Origin of the sequence: Micromonospora phytophila (genome assembly GCF_023656545.1) — a bacterium.
In the GTDB taxonomy this organism is placed as follows: domain Bacteria; phylum Actinomycetota; class Actinomycetes; order Mycobacteriales; family Micromonosporaceae; genus Micromonospora; species Micromonospora phytophila.
This window is the reverse complement of the sequence record NZ_JAMOKF010000080.1, coordinates 1-19,683: the sequence shown is the minus strand read 5'-3', so window position 1 is coordinate 19,683 and position 19,683 is coordinate 1. Positions and strand designations below refer to the sequence as shown.

Here is a 19,683-nt window from a genome sequence, read left to right as displayed (position 1 = left end):
CCCGGCCGCGAGGGCGACGCCGGCCGGCAGGGCCACCGCGGCGGCCAGCGCCACCACGGCGAGGAGCACCAGCAGCACGTCGCCCAGCCGCCCGGCGACCACCGGCGTCCAGGCGCGTACCGGCAGGTTGGCCGTTCGGATCTCCAGGTTGCCGGCCTCGCGCAGCGGCCCGGCGAGCAGGACCAGCCCCAGCAGCACCAGGGCGGTGGCGGCCAGCGCGGGGTCGAAGCCGGCGTCGAGCCGCCGGGCGTACCCGACGAGGATCCCGGCCGCGACCAGGGTGGTCTCGGCGACGCCGTCGGCGCCGGGGCGGACCCGGCGCTCCCAGCCGGCCGCGCCGAGGGCGGCCACCGCCAGGCCGAGGCCCCAGCCGGTCGCCCCGGTCAGCGCGAGGACGAGGAACGCCGCCACGGCCAGGCCGGTGGCCAGGCCCCGGGCGGCCAGCTTCCGGACGAGGTCACCACGCATACTGTTCCGCTCCCGTCGCTGCCGTGCCGTCGCCGGGCCCGGCCGGGCCGCCGGGCTCCGCGCCGGGCTGGGCGGGGACGACCGCCGCCCGCACCTCCTGGGCCGGGTCGTCGGCCGACCGGCGTACGTCGATCACCTGGCCGGTGAGGTCGGAGAGGAGCACGTCCAGGGACGCCCGGGCCACCGCCTCCGCCGACAGCAGGGTGTCCGCCGGCTCCTCGCCGAAGGCCCGGGTCCGCATCGGCGTCGCGGTCCGTTCCGGATTGACGCAGTTGACCCGTACGCCGAACTCGCCCCACTCGTCGGCCAGCGCCTGCGTCAGGTTGACCAGGGCGGCCTTGGTCGCCGAGTAGAGGGCGTAGCGGGCCCGGCCCCGGGTGTAGGAACTGGAGGTGTAGAGCAGCAGCTGCCCCCGCGTCTGCCGGAGGTACGGCAGGGCCTGCCGGGCGACGGTGACCGGGCCGACGAAGTTGACCTGCAGGAGACGGTCGATCGTCTCCTCGCTCATCTCGGTGAGGGCGCCCTTCTCCAGTACCCCGGCGGTGACCACCACGTGGTCGATGCGGCCGGTGGCCTGGAAGGCGGTCTTCAGCGCGGCCTCGACGTCCGCGGGACGCTCGACGTGGGTGCCGGTGGTGGAGCGGCTGAACGGGAACACCCGGGCGCCGAAGCGGCGGGCCAACTCGGCCAGCTCGTGGCCGATGCCGTAGCTGCCGCCGAAGACCACGATCGTCCGGCCGGCCAGCTCCTCGGTGTAGCCGCGGTGGTCGGCCAGCCGGTGCGACTGGGCGGCGGCGAGCTGGAAGAGCTTGTCCGCCAGGTGCACGTCGACCGGGTGGGTGACCTTGATGTTCTCGTCCGCGCCGTCGATCACCTTGATCGGCGTGCCGGGCAGGTAGCGCAGCACCACGCCGCAGTCGTCCGTGGCGGCGAATTGCGGGTCGCCCTCGGCCCGCCGGTAGGCCTCCCGGATGGTGCCGGAGCGGAACGCCTGCGGGGTCTGCCCGCGGCGCAGCCGGGCGCGGACCGGGATGTCGGTGATGCAGTCGTCCGCGTCGACCTCGATGATCGTGTCGGCCGACGGGATCGCCACGTCGACCGCGGCGTAGGTCCACAGCGCGTTCACGCACTCCCGGACGATCCGGCCGCTGACCAGCGGGCGGACCGCGTCGTGGAAGAGGACGTTGCAGTCGCCCGGACCGATCACGTCCAGGGCGAGACGGGTGGTGGCGTTGCGGGTCTCCCCGCCCTCGATCACCGTGGTGACCTTGCGGAACCCGGCCCGTTCGACGATCCGCTCGGCGTCGGCGACGTGACCGGCCGCCATCAGCACGATGATCTCGTCGACCTCCGGGGCGGCCTCGAAGACCGCCAGGGTGTGTTCGATGATCGGCTTGCCGGCGATCTTGACGAGCTGCTTCGGGATGCCCAGGCCGAGCCGGGTGCCGGTGCCGCCGGCCAGGATCACCGCCACCGTGCGTTCGGGTCGCCACGGAGCCGGGACGGGATCCGTGGCGGTGGTCGGGTGCTGCATCATGCGGCCTCACTGGTGTCACGAACGTCGCTGGAAACTCGGACATGTCGCCCGGGGAGGGGTTGCGGCCGCCGGGCGGTGCGGCAACGGCCGGGCGCTGGGTCGTACGACCATAGCGCCCGGCCGTGCCGGACCTCGCGGAGCGGACACCCCGTCGGCACCGGGGGGGTCCGGTCCACCTACTTGCCGCTCGTGTACTCCTCGTACTGCGCGACCACGTCACTGGTCGGCCCGTCCGCCCGGATCACACCCGACTCCAGCCAGATGGTCCGCTCGCAGGTCTCCCGGATCGTGCCGATCTGGTGGCTCACCAGGAAGACCGTGCCAGCGCCCTCGCGCAGTTCGCGGACCCGCTGCTCGCTACGACGGCGGAATCTCCGGTCGCCGGTCGCGAGCGCCTCGTCGATGAGCAGGACGTCGTGGTTCTTCGCGGAGGAGATGGCGAAGCGTAGCCGCGCCGACATCCCCGAGGAGTACGTCCGCATCGGCAGCGAGGCGAAGTCGCCCCGCTCGTTGATGCCGGAGAACTCGATGATCTCGGGTGCCCGCCGGCGCACCTCCTCGGGCGACAGCCCCATCGCCAACAGGCCCAGCGTGACGTTCCGCTCTCCGGGGAGGTCGTTGAGCAGGGCCGCGTTGACGCCGAGCAGGGAAGGCTGACCCTGGGTGTAGACGGCTCCCTTGTTCACCGGCAGCAGACCGGCGATGGTCCGCAGCAGGGTCGACTTCCCCGAGCCGTTGCTGCCGATGAGTCCGATCGCCTCACCGCGGTAGGCGGTGAAGCTGACGCCCTTGACCGCGTGCACCTCGCGCACCGCGGGAGACGGCACCCGGGAGACCAGCCGCCTCAGCGCGTTGGCGGGCGTGTTGCTGCCGGCCGAACCGGCGCCGTGCACCCGATAGATCACGTGCGCGTCGTCGACCACGACGGTCGGGATCCGCCGCCCGTCCGGCGTGGTGCTCGTGGGTCGGGTGGTGGTTGTCTGATCAGCCACGGCCGTACTCCTGTTCGCCGCGCCAGAAGTAGAGGTAGCCACCGACGCCGATCAGCAGGGCCCAGATGGCCGCCAGGGCCCAGAGCCGGGGTGCCGCCGAGGTGAGCGGGGCGTTCTCCAGCAGCGCGTGCCGGACGAGTTCGATGTAAACCAGCAGGGGGTTGGCGTGCACCACGGCGACCAGCACCGGGTTGTGCAGGTTCTCGGCGAACTTGTCCACGCTGTAGAGCACGCCGGAGCCGTACATCCAGGTACGCAGGACGAACGGCATCAACTGCCGGAGGTCGGTGAGCTTGGCGCCCAGCCGGGCCATCCCCAGCGCCAGCCCGGCGTTGAAGATCGCCTGCAGCGCCACCGCGGGCACCACGAGCAGCCATTCGAGGGTGATCGGCTCACCGGTGGCCAGCACGATCCCGACCAGGACCACCATCGCGGTGATCAGGTGCTGCAGTTGGGTCAGGGTGACCGCCAGCGGCACGCAGGCGCGGGGGAAGTGCAGCGCCCGGATCAGGCCCAGGTTGCCGCTGATCGCCTGGACCCCGCCGGAGGCGGCAGCCGAGGTGAAGTTGAAGACGAAGAGGCCGACGCAGAGGTACGCGATGAAGTTCGGGATACCTGCTTGGGTGTTCAGGATCACACCGAAGATCAGGTAATAGACGGCGGCGTTGGTCAGCGGTGTCAACACCTGCCAGATCCGGCCGAGCCGGGCTGTGCTGAACGAGGCCACCACCTTGGCGTTCGCGTACGCCGCAATGAAGTGTCGGTAGGTCCACAACTGCCGTGTGTACGCGGCCAAAGTGGGCCTCGCCCCGGCGAAGCTCAGGCCGTACCGCGCGGCGAGCTGCGCCTGCGTCAGTCCTGAGTCGGGGTCGGCCACCGCCGTGTGGGCCATGGGTAGGCGCTCCGATCTTTCGATGTGCAAGATGCGCGCGACATACGTGAGGGGGACACCAACCCGATTGCCCCGCCCGATCGCTGGAGGAAAGGTAGTGCATCGTCACGTCGCGACGCAACCGTCTCGTCCTTGCGCTACATTGTTCCACGTGACGACCGAGAAGAGGCGTGCTCCGGCCGGCGCGGCGGTGCTTCGTGACGACATCACCAGTGCCATCCGGGATGCCGTCATGCACGAGCTCGCCGACGTCGGTTACGCCCGGCTGTCGATCGAGGCGGTCGCCCGACGGGCCGGGGTGAGCAAGGCCGCCGTCTATCGGCGCTGGAGCTCGAAGCTCGACCTGGTGCTGGAGATCGTCGGCTCGGTCGCCGGACAGCGCCTCCTGCTGCCCGACACCGGCAGCCTCCTCGGCGATCTCGAGATGGTCTTCATGATCATGTCACGCGCTCTGCGTCACCCGTTGGCGTCCCAGATCATCCCGGACCTGCTGGCCGAGGCGGCCCGCAACCCGAAGATCGGGCAGACCCTGCAGCAGGCGTTACGCAGCAACCAGCAGGCGATGGGGGAGCGGCTGATCGGACGTGCCGTGGCACGCGGCGAGCTGTCGGGGAGGATCGACTCGAGCGCCGCGGTCGACCTGATCGTCGGCCCGCTCTACTGGCGGCTGGCCGTGGCGCGTGCGCCGCTCGACCCCGCCGAGGTGCCCCGCCTGGCCGCGGCCATCGCCAGCGCGCTCCGCGTGGCCTGTGACGCGTCACTGCCGGACCGGACGGACGTCCAGTTCGTCGCGCAAGCCCAATGACAACCCGGGTGGGGCCGACCGTCCCATCCGTACCGCCCGACACACCCGATCCCGTACCGGTTAGCATCGCGGCCGGACGAGCTCCAACCGACAGGAGGAAGCCCATGCCTGGGCTCAATGCAGAGTTCATCCCCCCAGCCCGGCCGGTGATCGGCGAGGCCGAGATCGAGGCGGCTGTGCGGGTGCTGCGCAGCGGCATGGTGGTTCAGGGCCCCGAGGTGGCGGCCTTCGAGGAGGAGTTCGGCGATCTTGTCGCCGGCCGGCACTGCGTGGCCGTCAACTCCGGCACGTCCGCCCTGCAGCTCACCCTCATGGCGCTCGGCGTCGGCCCCGGTGACGAGGTCATCGTGCCCTCGTTCTCCTTCGCCGCCAGCGCCAACTCCGTCCGTCTGGTCGGCGCGACGCCGGTCTTCGTGGACATCGAGCCGGGCAGCTTCTGCCTGGACCCGGCGGCCGTCGAGGCCGCGATCGGGCCGCGCACAGTGGCCGTGATGCCGGTCCACCTGTACGGGCACCCGGCCGCGATGGACCGGATCATGGAGATCGCGGAGCGGCGCAACCTGGCCGTCATCGAGGACGCGGCCCAGGCGCACGGCGCTGCCCTGGGCGGCACGCCGGTGGGCGCGTTCGGCGCCGCCGGATGCTTCAGCTTCTACCCGACGAAGAACATGCACAGCCTCGAGGGCGGCATGGTCACCACCGCCGACGCCGGGCTCGCCCGTACCCTGCGCCTGCTGCGCAACCAGGGCATGGAGGTGCGGTACGCCAACGAGATCGTCGGCGCCAACATGCGGATGACCGACGTGGCGGCGGCGATCGGTCGTGTGCAGCTGCGCCAGTTGCCGGAGTGGACCGCGCAGCGCCAGGCCAACGCGAAGTTCCTGGACTCGAAGATCGTGGGCATGGTGACCCCGCCGGTGGCCGACGGCGCCACGCACGTCTACCACCAGTACACGGTCCGGGTTACCAGTGATCGGGACGCGGCCCAGAAGCGCCTGACGGAGCTGGGCATCGGCAACGCCGTCTACTACCCGACGCCGATTCACCGGCTGAAGCCGTACCTCGCGGAGGACGGCAAGCCGGGCCCCTGGGACCTGCCGGAGACCGAGCGGGCCGCCGCGGAGGTGCTGTCCCTGCCGGTGCACCCGTCGCTGAGCCCGGAGGACCTGGAGCGGATCGCCGAGGGCGCCAACCTCGCCGGGGGTGCCCGATGAGCGGCGGCAAGCAGCTGCGCGCCGGCCTGATCGGTCTGGGCGCGATGGGGCGCAACCACGCCCGAGTGCTCTCCGGCCTCGACGGGGTCGAACTGGTCGGCGTCGTCGACCCGGCCGGTGACTCGACCGGCCAGCTCCACGTGCCGGTGCTGCCCGCGCTGGAGGACCTGCTCGCGCTCGGCATCGACTACGCCGTGGTCGCCTGCCCCACCGCCCTGCACGAGCAGGTCGGCCTGCAGCTCGCGGCCAACGGTGTCAGCGCGCTGATCGAGAAGCCGCTGGCGCAGTCGGTCGAGACCGCCGTACGCCTGGTCGAGGCGTTCGAGGCGGCCGGTGTCGTCGCGGGCGTCGGCCACATCGAGCGGTACAACCCGGCGCTGCAGAGCCTGCGGGCCCGCCTCGAGACCGGCGAGCTGGGCGAGGTGTACCAGGTCGTCACCCGGCGGCAGGGCCCGTTCCCGCACCGGATCGCCGACGTCGGCGTGGTGATGGACCTGGCGACCCATGACATCGACCTCACCAGCTGGGTGACCGGGCAGGAGTACACCTCGGTGTCCGCCCGGACCGTGTCGCGCAGTGGCCGTCTGCACGAGGACATGGTCGCCGCGGTCGGTCAGCTCACCGACGGCACGATGGTCAACCACCTGGTCAACTGGCTCAGCCCGTTGAAGGAGCGCTCCACGGTGATCACCGGTGACCGGGGCTGCTTCGTCGCCGACACCCTCACCGCCGACCTCACCTTCTACGCCAACGCCGCCATCGACATGGAGTGGGAGGCGCTGCGGACGTTCCGCGGCGTCGCGACCGGGGACATGATCCGCTACGCCATCCCGAAGCGCGAGCCGCTGCTGGTCGAGCACGAGCGCTTCCGCGACGCGGTGGAGGGCAAGGACAGCGACATCGTCACCCTGCGACAGGGGCTGCGCACCGTCCAGGTCGCCGCCGCGCTGCTGGAGTCGGCCTCCGCCGGGGTCACCGTTCCCGTCGCACCGTCGCGCAGCGACGATCCACTGCAGGCCGCCGTCGCGTCCTGACCGGCAGACAGCACGAGGAGCAGGGCAGTCATGGAACCTGGTAGCGCGTCGCGTCCGACCCGGGGTCGCATCGTCATGCTGGTCGACAACGGCGTGCAGGGCGACTCGCGGGTTCAGAAGACGGCTCGCTCGGCCGCAGAGGCCGGGTGGGACGTCGTGCTGCTCGGCGTGCTCGCCAATGGCGCGCAGGAGAGCTGGTCGATCGGGGACGCGCAGGTCAGGCTGATCCGCGTTTCCCGGCCGCTCGGCCAGCACCCGGTCCAGTTCCACCGTTCGCTGCGCCGGCCGCTGGCGTATCCGCCGGGCCGGCACGCCGGCTACCGGATCCAGCGGATGAAGGCCTGGCAGGCGGCGATCGAGGAGCGGCGGGTGGCCCTCGCGGTCGCCCGCCGCTCCGGCGACGCGTCGGTCCGGCAACGGATCGGTGGCCTCCTCGCGCCGCCCGCCCGGATCGCCGCGACGGTGCTCGGCCGCTGGGCCAAGTTCCGGGCCGGTGAGCTGCACCGCCTGCGCAAGCACCAGCAGGATCCGAACGCCCCGCTCACGCGCACGTCCATCCGGTTCTGGCAGGCGGCCCTGGGCCCGCGCAGCTGGCGTCGGCTGGACCGGGGCCTGTGGGACTACGAGCTGGCCTTCGGGCCGGTCATCGACCAGCTTCGACCGGACATCATCCACGCCAACGACTTCCGCATGATCGGCGTGGGGGTGCGGGCAACCCGGCGGGCCAGGGCCCGAGGGCTGGGCACCAGACTGGTCTGGGACGCACACGAATCCGTCGGCGGTGTGCTCGGCCGGGCCGACAACCCACGCTGGCTGCCCGCGCAGGTCGCCCACGTCGAGGAGTACGTCGGGGCGGCGGACGCGGTGATCACCGTCTCCGCCACGCTGGCGGAGCTGCTTCAACACACGCACCGGCTTCCGGTCCGTCCGGACGTGGTGCTCAACGCCCCGCCCAGGCCGGTCCCCGGCACCCGGGGCGACGACGGCGCGGACGTCCGCGCCAGGTGCGGCATCGGCGCGGAGACTCCGCTGCTGGTCTACTGCGGCGGGGTGAACCCGTCGCGCGGTGTCGACCTGATGATCGAAGCGCTGCCGCAGCTACCCGGGGTACATGTCGCACTGGTCACGCTGCATCCGACGGCGAACAACGCGGCCTCCGAGGCGCTGCGCGTCCGGGCGGTCGAGACCGGCGTCGCCGATCGGCTGCACCTGCTGCCGTACGTGCCGCACTGGCAGGTCCCGACGTTCCTGGCGACCGCGGACGCCGGAGTCATCCCGATCCACCACCAGCCCAACCACGAACTGGCGTTGATCACCAAGTTCCTGGAGTACTCACACGCCCGGCTGCCGATCGTGGTCAGCGACGTGCGCACGATGGCCGACACCGTCCGGGAGACCGGGCAGGGCGAGGTGTTCCGCGCCGAGCAGATGGGTGACTACATCCGGGCGGTGCGGGCCGTGCTCGCCGACCCGAGCCGCTACCGCGCCGCGTACGACCGGCCGGGTCTGCTGGAGGGCTGGACCTGGGAGACACAGGTCGAGGTGCTGGAGGACGTCTACCGCCGGCTGCGCCCCGACCTGGTCACGCCGGCCGCGGACCGCGCCACGGCCTCGGTGGTTTCCGGCTGACCGACCCGGACCCGCCCTGACCGCCGGCACTACTCCTGCCGGCCGGCCCGCGGCAGGAACAGCTCGTCGAAGTCGTGCTGGACGACCGTCCAGTCCCAGGTCTTCGTCGCGTACTCGGCTGCCGCGGCACCCTCCGCCCGCCAGACCTCCTCGCTGGCCGTGGTCGCCCGGATCCGGGCCGCCGCCTCCTCCTGAGAGCCGACCACCCAGTCCGCGGGAAACAGCGTCCGGGCACCGGCCGCCCGGTCGGCGAAGAACGGCCAGTCCCGGACCACCGGGACGGCGCCGCTGGCCGCGCCCTCGACCAGCGCGCAGTGGAAGCTTTCCCGGACCGAGCTGCTGAGGATGCTCCCGATCCCGCTGAGCACACCCGGGACGTCGTCGACGTGCCCGATCCTGGTCACCGCGCCGGAGGGCTCGAGCTCGGCCAGGTCCGTCGACAGGGCCTCCTCGTAATGGCGTACCGACTCACTGGCGTCCGGGTTGAGGCCACCGCCCACCAGCAGCAGCCGGTACCGCTCGTCCGTTGCCCGCAGCCGGCGCAGCACCTCGATCGCCCACCGTGGATCCTTGGCCACAGCGCTGGTGCCGATCAACCCGAGCGTGAATCGTGCGGACGGGTCTTTCGGGCGCTGGTAGCCGGTCAGGTCCATCGCGTTCGGTATCACCCGCAGCCTGGGTGCCCGCGCTCCGGTGAGCGCCGGCACGACCTCGGTGGTCAGATCCCGGAGATGCTCCGAGACGAAGACCAGGTCGTCGACCCGGGAGAAGTCGATCAGGTGCGGCCAGAAGCTGAACGCCTCGAAGCTGTGGAGCCTCATGATCACCCTGGTGTTCCCCGGGTCGACCAGAGTGGTGATCGCCGCAGTGGCTACGCACCAGTCGACGAAGAGGGTGTCGGCCCAGTCCAGGTGCGGGCGTAGCCACTCCTCGACCCGGTTGCCGAACTCGCTCTGGCCGGCGACCAGGTGTTCCACGATGCCGCCGGGATTGCGGGTCAGCGGCCCGGCGATCGGATCGTCGGCCAGGTGCAGGTAGCGCAGCTCCACCCCGGGTGTCTCCGCGTAACGCTGCCGGATCTCCCGCAGGAAGTGGGCGTTGCCGTTGGTCATGATCAGCAGGCGGAGCGGCCGGCCCGTCGGGGGCGCCGCCGCAGGCGTCGCCCGGCCCCGCGGAGCGGCCAGGGCGCGGGCGGTCGTGCTGGCCCGCAGCGGTGCCAGGAACTCGGCCGGCCGTTCGGCCAACGGCGAGCTGAGCTGGTCGAAGTGGGGCACCCGGTGGAAGAGCAGCCGCATCGCCTTGTGCAGCGACCGCGACGCCCGGACCTTGTTCTTCGGCAGGAACTCGTCGGCCAGCGCGAGCTCGGCGGCGACGGCCTCGGTCAGACAGACCGGAACGTGGCCGAGGTCGAGCTCCCCGTTGGCCTCCCGGGTCAGCAGGTCGGCCCGGGCCCGGCGGCTACTCATCCGGGCGGCGGCGGCGGTGGTCGTCGCGGCAGCCAGACCGGGTCGACCAGACTGCACCGAGCGCAGGTGCACCCGGTAGGCGAGAGCCACCCGTACCCGCTCGGGCAGGCCCGGAATGCTGACCGCCGACCGCCAGAGCCGACCACCGACGCCGCTGCGCAGCACCGCCGGCGCCATGGCGGCCTCCAGCGACTCCTTCGCCCCGGTGACTGCCGCCCGTCGTACTCCACGCACGACGATGCCCGCCCTGGCCGACACCTCGTCCAACGCTCCCCGCGTCGGCCGGTACGTCCCCTCGTGCCGGGCCCGTACCACCCTGCCCGCCGCTCCGATCCCGTTGCAGGCGTCGGCGCGGGGCTGGCGTTGCGCCATCTCCCAGACCGTGTGGATGGCGGTCGAGTCGAGCGCGACCAGCACGTCCGCCGTCCGCACTCGGCGCCGCACCCAGGGGTCCCGCCAGGAACGCAGCCACAGGGCCCGTGACGGCTGCTGAGTCCGGGCCAGAGCGCGGCGCAGCCGCGGGTCCGCCGGGGTGGCGGCGAGCGGGTGCACGTCGGCGAGATCGACGTCGACGGTCAGCGCGTCGGCCGGGAAGTCGCCGACGATGCCGACCGAGGCGCCCTGGTCGCGGAACCGACGCAGCGCCTCGAGGAGCACCGACTTCTGTTGTGGCCGTTCACCGACCACGATGAGCACGTTGGTCATGCCTGCCCGCCTTCGGTGGAGGTGCCGACGCTGATCTGCCCGGTGGTGGCCGTCGCGCCGGTGATCGCCGCCGTGACTTCGGCGACGGCCGGAGCCAGCTGCGCGCTCCGGGCGTACCGCAGGGCGTGCGCCCGAGCGGCGGCCCGCTCGTCGTCGGTCGCCTCGAGCGCAAGCCGCGCCGCCTCGGAGAACGAGGTCGCGAGCCGGCGCGGGTCGAGCCCCACCGCCCCCGTCCACAGGGGGTGACCGGCGAGCACGGTGGCGGCGTCGTGGTCCATCTCGTGCGCCGACAGCACCGGCAGCCCGCTCGCCGCGTACTCGTAGACCTTGCCGGACGTCACGAAGCGACCCCCCACCAGCATCAGCACCAGGGCGTCCCACCGTCCGTAGGCCGCGGCGACCTCGGCCTTGGGTAGCGGCCCGCCAAACTCGACCCCGTCGCTCGCGGCGGCCCGCAACAGCTCCATGTGGGCGTTCGCCTCGCGCAGCGCCCCCGCCCCGATGTGCCCGCGCACCTCGAACCGGCTCCGGGCGAGCAGTGGCTGCTCCCGGCGCGCGATCCGCCACCCGGTGAGCACCGAGTCGAGCAGCGCGGGTGGGAAGTTGATCGATCCGAGGTAGCCGAAGGTCAGCCCGGTGGCCGGCTCCGGGCGGTGGTTCGTCGACGGTACGCAGTCCTCGTCGTAGCCGTTGCGCACCACCCGTACCCGGTCGGCCAGAGCCGGGTAGCGGTCCCGGTAGAACTGCGCGATCGGCTCGTTGACGCACCAGACCGCCCGGGCCTCCGCCAGCACCCGCTTCTCCCAGCGGCCGGCCGGCGAATTCTCGGCGAACGCCGCTCCGCCGCCGATCACGTCCACCGACCAACCGTCGCGGAAGTCCACCACGTACGGCACCCGGTGCTCATCCCACAGCCGCCAGGTGGCGGCGAGGTTGACGTACGGGGCGCAGGTGGTCATGAGCAGGTCCGCCGGGTGTTCCCGGTGCACGCGCAGCACCGCCTTCTCCAGCTCCGGTCGCCAGCCGCCGAAGACCGGTTCGGGGAAGACCTGCAGCTCCTGCTTGCGTTGCTGGTCGATCCACTGCTGGGGACGCAGCGAGCGGGCCTCGGAGAACGCCCGGAGGTCGGTCTCCAGGTCCACCCGCGTCAGCGGCAGCCCGACGATGGAGATCCGTGGGTCCACGCCGACGGAGAGGGTGTGGTCGAGCCCGTACTCGCGTTCCCAGGACTCATCGGCGAGGGTGATCACCGTGACGTCCCAGCCACGGGCGGCGAACTGGTTGGCGGTCTCCCGCATCCGGTAGGCGGAGCTCTTCGCCGCAGGTGGGAAGCCGATGGCCAGGTAGATGACGTGCGGGCGGCCGCCCCGGCGGGGCCGGCGGCGGCGGGCCCGGACCAGGGGGGCGAGGGGGGACAATTTGCTCTGCATCGTGCTGCTGCCATCTCTTCCGGCGGGTGAGGAGTGCTCCGGTGGGAGGTGGGGGATCAGCTGCCGGCGTCGGTCAGGAACCGCACCACCCGGTGGGCGGCCCGTCCGTCACCGTAGGGCTCGCCGCGGCCAGCGGTCGGGGTGGGTCGAGTGGCGATCGCCGCCCACGTCGCCGTCCCGAGGTCGTGCGGGTCGGGGACGAGCCGGTTCCAGTCGCCGTCAAGGGTTTCCGGCCACTCGGTCTGCGGACGCAGCGTCGTACACGGCCGGCCGAGCAGGTACGCCTCCTTCTGCAGGCCGCCGGAGTCGGTGATCACGCCCACCGAGCCGAGCATGGCGGCCACCATGCTCGCGTACGGCAGCGGCCGACCGGGCCGCAGCGCGCCCCGATCCAGTTTCACGCCGTGTTCCTCCGCGCGGGCCAGCAACCGGGGGTGGGCAAGGAGCGCCACCGGAAGCGGCAGCCCCGCCAGCGCGTCCACCAGCGCGGCGAGCCGCCCGGGGTGGTCGGTGTTCTCCGCCCGGTGCAGGGTGGCGACCAGGTACGGCTCGGTGCCGTCGATCCCTTCGGGCAGCGCCGCCGGCGGATGCCCGCCGGAGAGCACGGAGTCCCGCACAGCCAGGCAGGCGTCGACCATGACGTCGCCCACCAGCACCGACCTGCTGGCGAGGCCCTCGGCAGCGAGGTGGCGCATGGCCTCCTTCGTCGGCGCGAGCAGCAGGTCGGCGGCGTGGTCGGTCAGGACCCGATTGTGTTCCTCCGGCATCCGCCGGTTGAACGAGCGCAGGCCGGCTTCCAGGTGCGCCACCCGCAGGTGCTGCTTCACCGCCGACAGCGCACCGGCCAGGGTCGAGTTGGTGTCGCCGTAGACGAGCACCCAGTCGGGCCGCTCCGCGGCCAGCACCGGGTCGAGGGCGGCGAGGGCGTGACCGGTCTGCACCCCGTGGCTGCCCGAACCGATGCCCAGGTGCACGTCGGGCTGCGGAATGCCCAGCCCGGTGAAGAAGACGTCGGAGAGGTCGGCGTCGTAGTGCTGGCCGGTGTGCACGATGACGTGCCGATGCTCCGTGCTGGCGAAGGCGCCGGCGATCGGTGCCAGCTTCACCAGCTGGGGTCGGGCGCCGACGACGCTGACGACCTTCACGTGGCGGTACTCCAGGTTCGTTGTGGGCTGGCGCCGGGGGCATGCCGGTTTCGGGCATGCCGGCAGACACGGGCAGGCCGGCGCTGGTCTTGGACTGCCGCTACCTTACAGGGCAGAGTGTAGCCAGCGGGGTCGGTTCACTACCGTAAACTCGCCAGGCCACAGTGGGCCGCGGACGACGAAGGGAAACGTAGGCCGGATGATGTCCAGAGGTGCCAGCCGGGTCCGCCGCGGGCGGATCGTCATGCTGGTGGACAATGGCGTCACGGGTGATTCCCGGGTGCAGAAGGCGGCGCGGTCGGCCGCCGGGGCCGGCTGGGAAGTGATCCTGCTCGGCCGGTCGCCGTCCGGTCTGGCCGAGAGTTGGCAGCTGGGCGACGCGCAGGTGCAGCTGCTGCCGGTGCCGGCCACCCTCGCCAAGCACCGGCACCAGTACCGCCGCCGCTGGTTGAAGGCTCCGCTGGCGTACCCCCCGGGCGGTCTCGGGGAGCACCGGCGGCAGTGGGTGCGGGCCTGGCGGGCCGACCTGAGCCTGCGGGGGGCCGGGCGGGGAGCCTCCTCACCTCGGCTGCGGGCCGAGGAGTTCGCGGCCGGGCTGTTGGAGCGCTGGGTTGGTTTCCGCGTCGCCCAGCAGACCCGCTCTCCACGCACCCTGCACGGCCCCTTGGACCGGGCGTACACCGCCTTCTGGCAGCGGGTGCTCGGTGACCGGGCGTGGCGGCGGTTGGCGCCGGGCCTGTGGGACTGGGAGTTGGCGTTCGGGCCGGTGGTCGACAAGCTGGCGCCGGATCTGATCCACGCGAACGACTTCCGGATGTTGGGGGTGGCGGCGCGTGCGAAGATCCGGGCCGCGGCGGCCGGGCGGACGGTGAAGGTGGTCTGGGACGCCCACGAGTTCCTGCCGGGCGTGCGGCCGGTCCGGCACAACGCGCGGTGGCTGCCGGCGCACGCCGCCCACGAGCGGGAGTACGCGCCGTACGCGGACGCGGTGTTGACCGTGTCGGATTCGCTGGCCGAGCTCCTACGCTCGACGCACGGCCTGTCCGAGCTGCCGACGGTGGTGTTGAACGCCCCGACGGCGCAGCCCGCTCCGACGGATGCCGACGGCGAGAGTGTGCCGGACCTGCGGACCTTGTGCGGGGTGGGGCCGGCGGTGCCGCTGCTGACCTACAGCGGCGCCGCGGCGGAGCAGCGCGGGCTCGGCACGATGGTCGAGGCGCTGCCGCAGCTCGACGGCGTGCACGTCGCGTTCGTGGTCAACAAACCGGACAGCCCGTACGTTCAGGGGCTGCGGGACCGGGCCGCCGAGCTCGGGGTCGCCGACCGGGTGCACGTGCTTCCGTACGTGGCGCACTGGCAGGTCGTGCCCTTCCTGGCCGGGGCGGACGCCGGGGTGATCCCGATCCACCACTGGCCGAACCACGAGATCGCACTGATCACGAAGTTCTTCGAGTATTCACACGCTCGGCTGCCGCTTGTGGTCAGCGACGTGAGGACCATGGCGGCGACGGTCCGGTCGACGGGCCAGGGCGAGGTGTTCCGGGCCGAGGACGTGGCGGACTACGTCCGCGCGGTTCGGCTGGTCCTGGCGGACCCGCAGCGGTACCGGGCGGTGTACGAACAGCCGGAGCTGTTGGCGAACTGGACGTGGGAGGCGCAGGCGCGGGTGTTGGACGACCTCTACTCCCGGCTCCTTCCCGGCGCGCCCCACCGCGACGACGATGCCTTGGCCGCCCCACCGGCTGCGGGGCCGGCTGTGCCGGCCCTTGGTCGGCGGGTGAGCTAGGAAGCCTCGCCGGCCGTCGCCCGACGCCCCGCTGATCCGACCGCCGGCCCCGGCGTCCCGCCGTGGCCGTAACCCCGACCGAAGAAAGCGCGATGCGACAAGACGTGAAGTCAGCCGAGGCCGCCCGACCGAGCGGCTCCGCATGGTCGACAGATTCCGCCGGGAACGACAGTGTGCCGATCGCCGATCCGGCGGCACCCGGAGTGTCGACGGGTGGGGTGACCGACGGTGGCCTCCCGAGCGACGGCGCTGCCCCGGTCGGGAGCCCGGAGGGCGCCGCCGGGCGCGACGGCCGGCCGCTGCGGGTGCTCTACCTGTCGTTCTTCTTTCCCCCGAGCCGGGCGAGCGGCGTCTTCCGCGGGCGGGCCACAGCCAACCACTTCGCCCAGGCGGGCTGGGATGTGACCGTCATCACCGCCCCCCGGGAGTTCTTCAGCCACTACCTGGAGGGCGGCAGCGACGAGACTCTGGAGGCCACGGTCGACCCGCGGGTGCGGGTGGAGCGGCCCCCGATGAACACCTACCACTGGGAGACGGACATCCGCCGGTTCAGCCGGCTGCGGAAGTCCGTCCCGGTGGTGGCCGACCGGTTCTACCGGCGCTTCCAGAGCTGGTTCCTGCCGGAGCACTACATCGGATGGGTCCCCGGCCTCCTGGCCCGGGCGTTCAAACTGCACGCCCGGCGCCGCTTCGACCTGGTCGTCGCCACCGGCAACCCGTTCGTGTCGTTCGCGGCGGCCTGGGCGCTGGGCCGGGCCTGGCGGGTGCCGTACGTGGTCGACTACCGGGACGCGTGGACGTTCAACCAGTTCACCGAGCAGGTCCGCTTCGGCCCGGGCACCCGGACCGCGACCTGGGAGTCCCGGGTCCTGCGGGATGCCGCGGAGGTGGTGTTCGTCAACGACGGCATGCGGCAGTGGTACGCCGAGCGGTATCCGTTCGCCGCCGACCGGATGACCGTGGTGCCCAACGGCTGGGAGCCGGAGTTCATCGGCCGCCCTGAGTTCCGGGCGCCGGACCCGGACCGTCCGCTGCGCTTCGGCTACCTCGGCACCGTCACGCCCTACCTGCCACTGGACATTCTCTTCGAGGGCTGGCGCCGGGCCCGTACCGACCCGCTGATGGCCGGCGCGGAACTCCACGTCCACGGTCACCTCGGTTTCTTCGCCCAGACCGCGGAGTCGCTGCGGGAGCAGTTGGCCCAGCACGAGAGCGTCGGTGTCCGCTACCGGGGCCCGTTCGGCAAGGCGGACGTGGCGGAGGTTTACGCCGAGACCGACGCGCTGGTCTTCTGCGTACCGGGCGCGAAGTACGTCACGTCGGGCAAGGTGTTCGAGTACATGGCCGCCGGTAAGCCGGTCGTCTCCGTGCATGAGCCGGACATCGCCGCCAGCGAGGTGCTGAAGGGCTACCCGCTCTGGTTCGCCGGCGACCGGTTGGACGCCGACGCCGTGGCCGAGTCGTTCGTCGCCGCGGCCAAGGCGGCGCGCGAGATGGACCCGTCCCGACATGCGGCTGCCCAGGACCACGCCGCGAAATACACCCGGAGCGCGACGTTGTCTCCGTGGGAGGCCCGGATGCGCAAGCTGGTCGAGGAGTCCCGTTGAGTGCAAGTCCCCGTAAGGCCGTCTACGTGGCGCTGGGTCCCCACCGGGTTCGGGCGGCCGAGCGGCACACGGCCGAGCTCGTGGCGGCCGGCGCGCAGGTCGTGCTCGTCGCCCCCGACCTGCCCGAGTGGGCCAACCTCGATCTGCCGGCCGGTGTGCCGGTGCACCGCGTCGACGCCGCTGACGCGCGTACCACCTCGCGCGCGGCCCGGCGCCTCCTGCGCGACCGCAACGGCCCGCTGCGCGACGCCGACCTGCTCGTTGTCGGGGATCCCTACGCATTTCCGGTGGCCTGGGACGCCGCGGCCCGGCGCGGTGACCTCGCCGTCGCGCTCGAACCCACGCTCGACCCGGGCCGTCGTCCCGCTCCGGCGGACCTCGCGGTCGTCACGCCCTGGTACCCGTCCGCGAACAACGCGTTGGCCGGGGCGTTCGTCGAGGCCACCATCGGGGCCGTGCGGGCAGACCACCCCCGGATCTCCGTCCTGCACACCGAGGACTGGCCGTATCGCTACGACAGCCCGGACGCCGAGGCGATCTCCGTCGCGGCGGGCCGGCTGACCGAGCGGGCCATCCGGCCGGCGACCCGGGACACCGTGGCAGGGGAGGTGACCCGCGTGCCGGTGCCCATCTCGTCGCGGCGTGACTACGCCGCCTGGGCACTTGGCCACGTCAAGGCGATGCGGCAGGCCCTGCCCACCGGCCAGATCGAGGCCCCGCTCGTGCACGCGCACACCGGCATCTACGGCGGGGTTGTCGCTCAGCGGCTCGCCCGACAGGATGCCCGGGTCGTCATCACCGAACATGCCAGCTTCCTTGGGCAGATCTTCAAGCAGCCGGCCGCGCGTCGGCTGTACGACGAGGCGTTGCACCGGGCCGACGTTTTCCTGTGTGTCAGCCGGCACCTGCACGACGAGGTGCTCGACGAGTTCCCCCACCACGCTCACAAGCTGCGTGTCGTACCGAACGCGATCGACTTCGGCGACTTCGCGCCGCGCGTCGAGCCGCCGCGGGACCTGTTGCGCTGGCTCTACGTCGGCCGGTTGAGCGAGCAGAAGGGGGTGCACACTCTGCTGTCCGCGTTCCTCGCGGTCGCCGCGGAGGAGCCGCGGGCCACCCTCACGCTCGTCGGCGCGGGCCCGCTGGTGGACCAGATTCGTGCCGAGATCGAGCGCAGCGACCACGGCGACCGGATCGACCTCCGCCCCGCGGTGGCGCCCTCCGAGGTGGCGGAGCTGATGCGGACGCACGACCTGCTGGTGCACGCCAGCCCGGCGGAGACCTTCGGGATGACCGTCGTGGAGGCCGTGGCCTGCGGCACTCCCGTTCTGGTGGCGCGCAGCCAGGGTCCACAGGAGACGCTCAGTGGGCTGAACGGACGGGCCGGCCTCCTGGTCGACGTCAGCGAAGACCCGGCGGTTGTCGTGGAGGGCTTCCGGGAACTCCGCAAGCGCATGGACGAACTGGACCTGCCGGCCGCCCGTGCCGCCCTCATCGAGCGGTACGGGCGTGACGCGGTCGCGGCCCAGCTCCGTGAGGTGTACCGGGGACCGGAGTCTTCCGGGGCCGACGTCGTCGCCGCCCCGGCGACCGCCGCGGCCCCGGCCGCCCCGACGGCGCCGTCCCGGGTGGTCGACCCGGATGCTCCGCGGGTGGTGCTGGTGGCGATCAGTCCGCCGCAGTTCAAGCTGGTCCGCGAGTACGTCCACCGGCTCCTCGACCGCGGGTACGGCGTCGACCTGATCACCAACGATCCGGGGCAGTGGCGCCGGTCGGAGGTGGACGAGCAGGTGCGTCTGCTGCCGCTGAACGTGGCCGAGCGGCGGCGGCCCGTGCTCTGGGCCGAGCAGCTGTTCGTCTACCGGGCTCCCGGCAAGGCACTGTCGGTGGCCCGGAAGCGGGCCAGCAGGAGCGAGGTTCTCTGGCCGGAGCTGTTCGTCTCCCGGCTCGAACGCACCCACGGCTCAGCAGCCCGGTGGTTCCACACCTCGGTCTTCTACCCCGGATACCGGGTGGTCCGACCGCGGGTGCTCTGGCGGATCGTGCAGCGCGACGTGCTGCCGAAGCTCGACCTGTCCCGTACCGAGCGCATCGTGGTGGCCGGAGTTTTCGGAGTGACCATCGGTTGGCAGTTGGGCCGGCAGCGGTCGGACCTGACCGTCACCACGTCCCTCGTCCCGCCGGAGCCTCGGCCGCTCTGAGCGGCTTCGGGCGTGGCCGGTGGCCGTGTCGTCCCTCCGGTCGACGCGCCTCGTCGCGGTCGTCGCCTCGCTCGCCGGCCGGTCGGTGGAGCGGCCCCGAGCCGCTCCGCTCCCCCGGTCGGGCTCGGCCACCGTCACCCGGCCTCCGCCTGCCGGGCGACGGTGGCCCCGCCGACGGCCGGACGCGCGCTGCCGGTGCGAGGTGAGGTGGAGGCGGGTGCGCGAGGGCCTCGCGTAGACTCGCGGAGGCTCGCGAACGGCCCCGGTGGGGCGGACCGGAGGCTGTGCTTCATGGGAGCGGCGGCCGCCGAGGCGGAGCAGAAGTCCACAGAGAGGCGGGAACGGGCAGAAATGGCATTCCACGGCGCTGCCGCGCAGCCGAGCGCACGCGGGCGGGTGGTCATGTTGGTGGACAACGGCGTCAACGGCGACTCGCGGGTGCAGAAGGCCGCTCGTTCGGCTGCGGAAGCCGGCTGGGAGGTCGTCCTGCTCGGCCGCTCCCCGGTGAGCGAGGAGCGCACCTGGCTGCTGGGGAACGCCCAGGTCCGCCTGCTGGCCATGCCGGCGCCCCTCGCCCGCCGCCGGCACGAGTTCCGCCGCGCCTGGCTGCGCTGGCCGCTGGCCTACCCACCGAGCGGGATCGCCGCGCACCGGCAGAAGGCAGTCAAGGCGTGGCGCGCCGACCTCACCGTCCGGGCCGCGCAGCTCGCCGTCGCCGAGCCCGGGACGCCCCTGCGGGGACTGCGCCGCCGGGCGCTGCGGGCCGAGGAGG

At 72.5% G+C, this 19,683-nt stretch carries 13 protein-coding genes and 2 pseudogenes; 8 read left to right on the top strand and 7 right to left on the bottom strand.

Features of this window, described 5'->3' with window-relative positions:
* From NCC78_RS12885 to NCC78_RS12870, 4 genes and pseudogenes are all read right to left on the bottom strand, one after another.
* Window positions 1-468, bottom strand: a pseudogene (locus NCC78_RS12885) (CDP-glycerol glycerophosphotransferase family protein); the annotation flags it as partial.
* Window positions 458-2,005, bottom strand: coding sequence for a bifunctional cytidylyltransferase/SDR family oxidoreductase (locus tag NCC78_RS12880; protein ID WP_250794704.1), 1,548 nt, complete (start codon window positions 2,003-2,005; stop codon window positions 458-460). The pseudogene NCC78_RS12885 and the gene NCC78_RS12880, both read right to left, overlap by 11 nt.
* A 176-nt stretch (window positions 2,006-2,181) precedes the next feature.
* Window positions 2,182-2,997: an ABC transporter ATP-binding protein gene (locus tag NCC78_RS12875; RefSeq protein ID WP_250794702.1), complete on the bottom strand. Its 816-nt coding sequence runs from the start codon at window positions 2,995-2,997 to the stop codon at window positions 2,182-2,184.
* Complete coding sequence (locus tag NCC78_RS12870) at window positions 2,990-3,889, bottom strand: ABC transporter permease (protein ID WP_250794700.1); 900 nt, start codon at window positions 3,887-3,889, stop codon at window positions 2,990-2,992. Before NCC78_RS12870 ends, NCC78_RS12875 begins: the two co-directional genes overlap by 8 nt.
* 151 nt (window positions 3,890-4,040) lie before the next feature.
* Between NCC78_RS12870 and NCC78_RS12865 the strand changes: the two genes are divergently transcribed.
* The 4 genes from NCC78_RS12865 (at window position 4,041) to NCC78_RS12850 (ending at window position 8,571) form a co-directional block, all read left to right on the top strand.
* Entirely contained in the window at window positions 4,041-4,694 is a 654-nt protein-coding gene (locus NCC78_RS12865; protein ID WP_250794698.1) for a TetR/AcrR family transcriptional regulator, read from the top strand.
* A 104-nt stretch (window positions 4,695-4,798) separates the two neighbouring features.
* The gene (locus NCC78_RS12860) at window positions 4,799-5,908 is read left to right on the top strand and encodes a DegT/DnrJ/EryC1/StrS family aminotransferase (protein WP_250794696.1); all 1,110 of its coding nucleotides are present in this window, start codon (window positions 4,799-4,801) and stop codon (window positions 5,906-5,908) included.
* Entirely contained in the window at window positions 5,905-6,942 is a 1,038-nt protein-coding gene (locus NCC78_RS12855) for a Gfo/Idh/MocA family protein (protein WP_250794694.1), read from the top strand. Before NCC78_RS12860 ends, NCC78_RS12855 begins: the two co-directional genes overlap by 4 nt.
* A gap of 30 nt (window positions 6,943-6,972) precedes the next feature.
* Complete coding sequence (locus tag NCC78_RS12850; protein ID WP_250794692.1) at window positions 6,973-8,571, top strand: glycosyltransferase family 4 protein; 1,599 nt, start codon at window positions 6,973-6,975, stop codon at window positions 8,569-8,571.
* A 29-nt stretch (window positions 8,572-8,600) separates the two neighbouring features.
* Here NCC78_RS12850 and NCC78_RS12845 read toward each other — a convergent pair whose 3' ends face one another.
* The 3 genes from NCC78_RS12845 to wecB are packed head-to-tail and all read right to left on the bottom strand — an operon-like array spanning window position 8,601 to window position 13,317.
* The gene (locus NCC78_RS12845) at window positions 8,601-10,742 is read right to left on the bottom strand and encodes a glycosyltransferase (protein ID WP_250794691.1); all 2,142 of its coding nucleotides are present in this window, start codon (window positions 10,740-10,742) and stop codon (window positions 8,601-8,603) included.
* Window positions 10,739-12,172 carry a glycosyltransferase gene (locus tag NCC78_RS12840; RefSeq protein ID WP_250794690.1) on the bottom strand — a complete coding sequence of 478 codons (1,434 nt, stop codon included), beginning with the start codon at window positions 12,170-12,172 and terminating at the stop codon, window positions 10,739-10,741. Before NCC78_RS12840 ends, NCC78_RS12845 begins: the two co-directional genes overlap by 4 nt.
* 56 nt (window positions 12,173-12,228) lie before the next feature.
* Window positions 12,229-13,317 carry a non-hydrolyzing UDP-N-acetylglucosamine 2-epimerase gene (gene wecB / locus NCC78_RS12835; RefSeq protein WP_250794689.1) on the bottom strand — a complete coding sequence of 363 codons (1,089 nt, stop codon included), beginning with the start codon at window positions 13,315-13,317 and terminating at the stop codon, window positions 12,229-12,231.
* 244 nt (window positions 13,318-13,561) lie between these two features.
* Between wecB and NCC78_RS12830 the strand changes: the two genes are divergently transcribed.
* The 4 genes and pseudogenes from NCC78_RS12830 to NCC78_RS12815 all read left to right on the top strand — a co-directional run.
* On the top strand, window positions 13,562-15,103 hold the full coding sequence (locus NCC78_RS12830; protein WP_250794706.1) for a glycosyltransferase family 4 protein: 1,542 nt from the start codon (window positions 13,562-13,564) through the stop codon (window positions 15,101-15,103).
* 173 nt (window positions 15,104-15,276) lie between these two features.
* A complete protein-coding gene (locus tag NCC78_RS12825) occupies window positions 15,277-16,710 on the top strand; it encodes a glycosyltransferase (protein WP_250794688.1) in 1,434 nt (477 codons plus the stop codon).
* The gene (locus tag NCC78_RS12820; RefSeq protein ID WP_250794687.1) at window positions 16,707-18,911 is read left to right on the top strand and encodes a glycosyltransferase family 4 protein; all 2,205 of its coding nucleotides are present in this window, start codon (window positions 16,707-16,709) and stop codon (window positions 18,909-18,911) included. Before NCC78_RS12825 ends, NCC78_RS12820 begins: the two co-directional genes overlap by 4 nt.
* Window positions 18,912-19,313: 402 nt before the next feature.
* Window positions 19,314-19,683 (top strand): annotated as a pseudogene (locus tag NCC78_RS12815) (glycosyl transferase family 1); the annotation flags it as partial.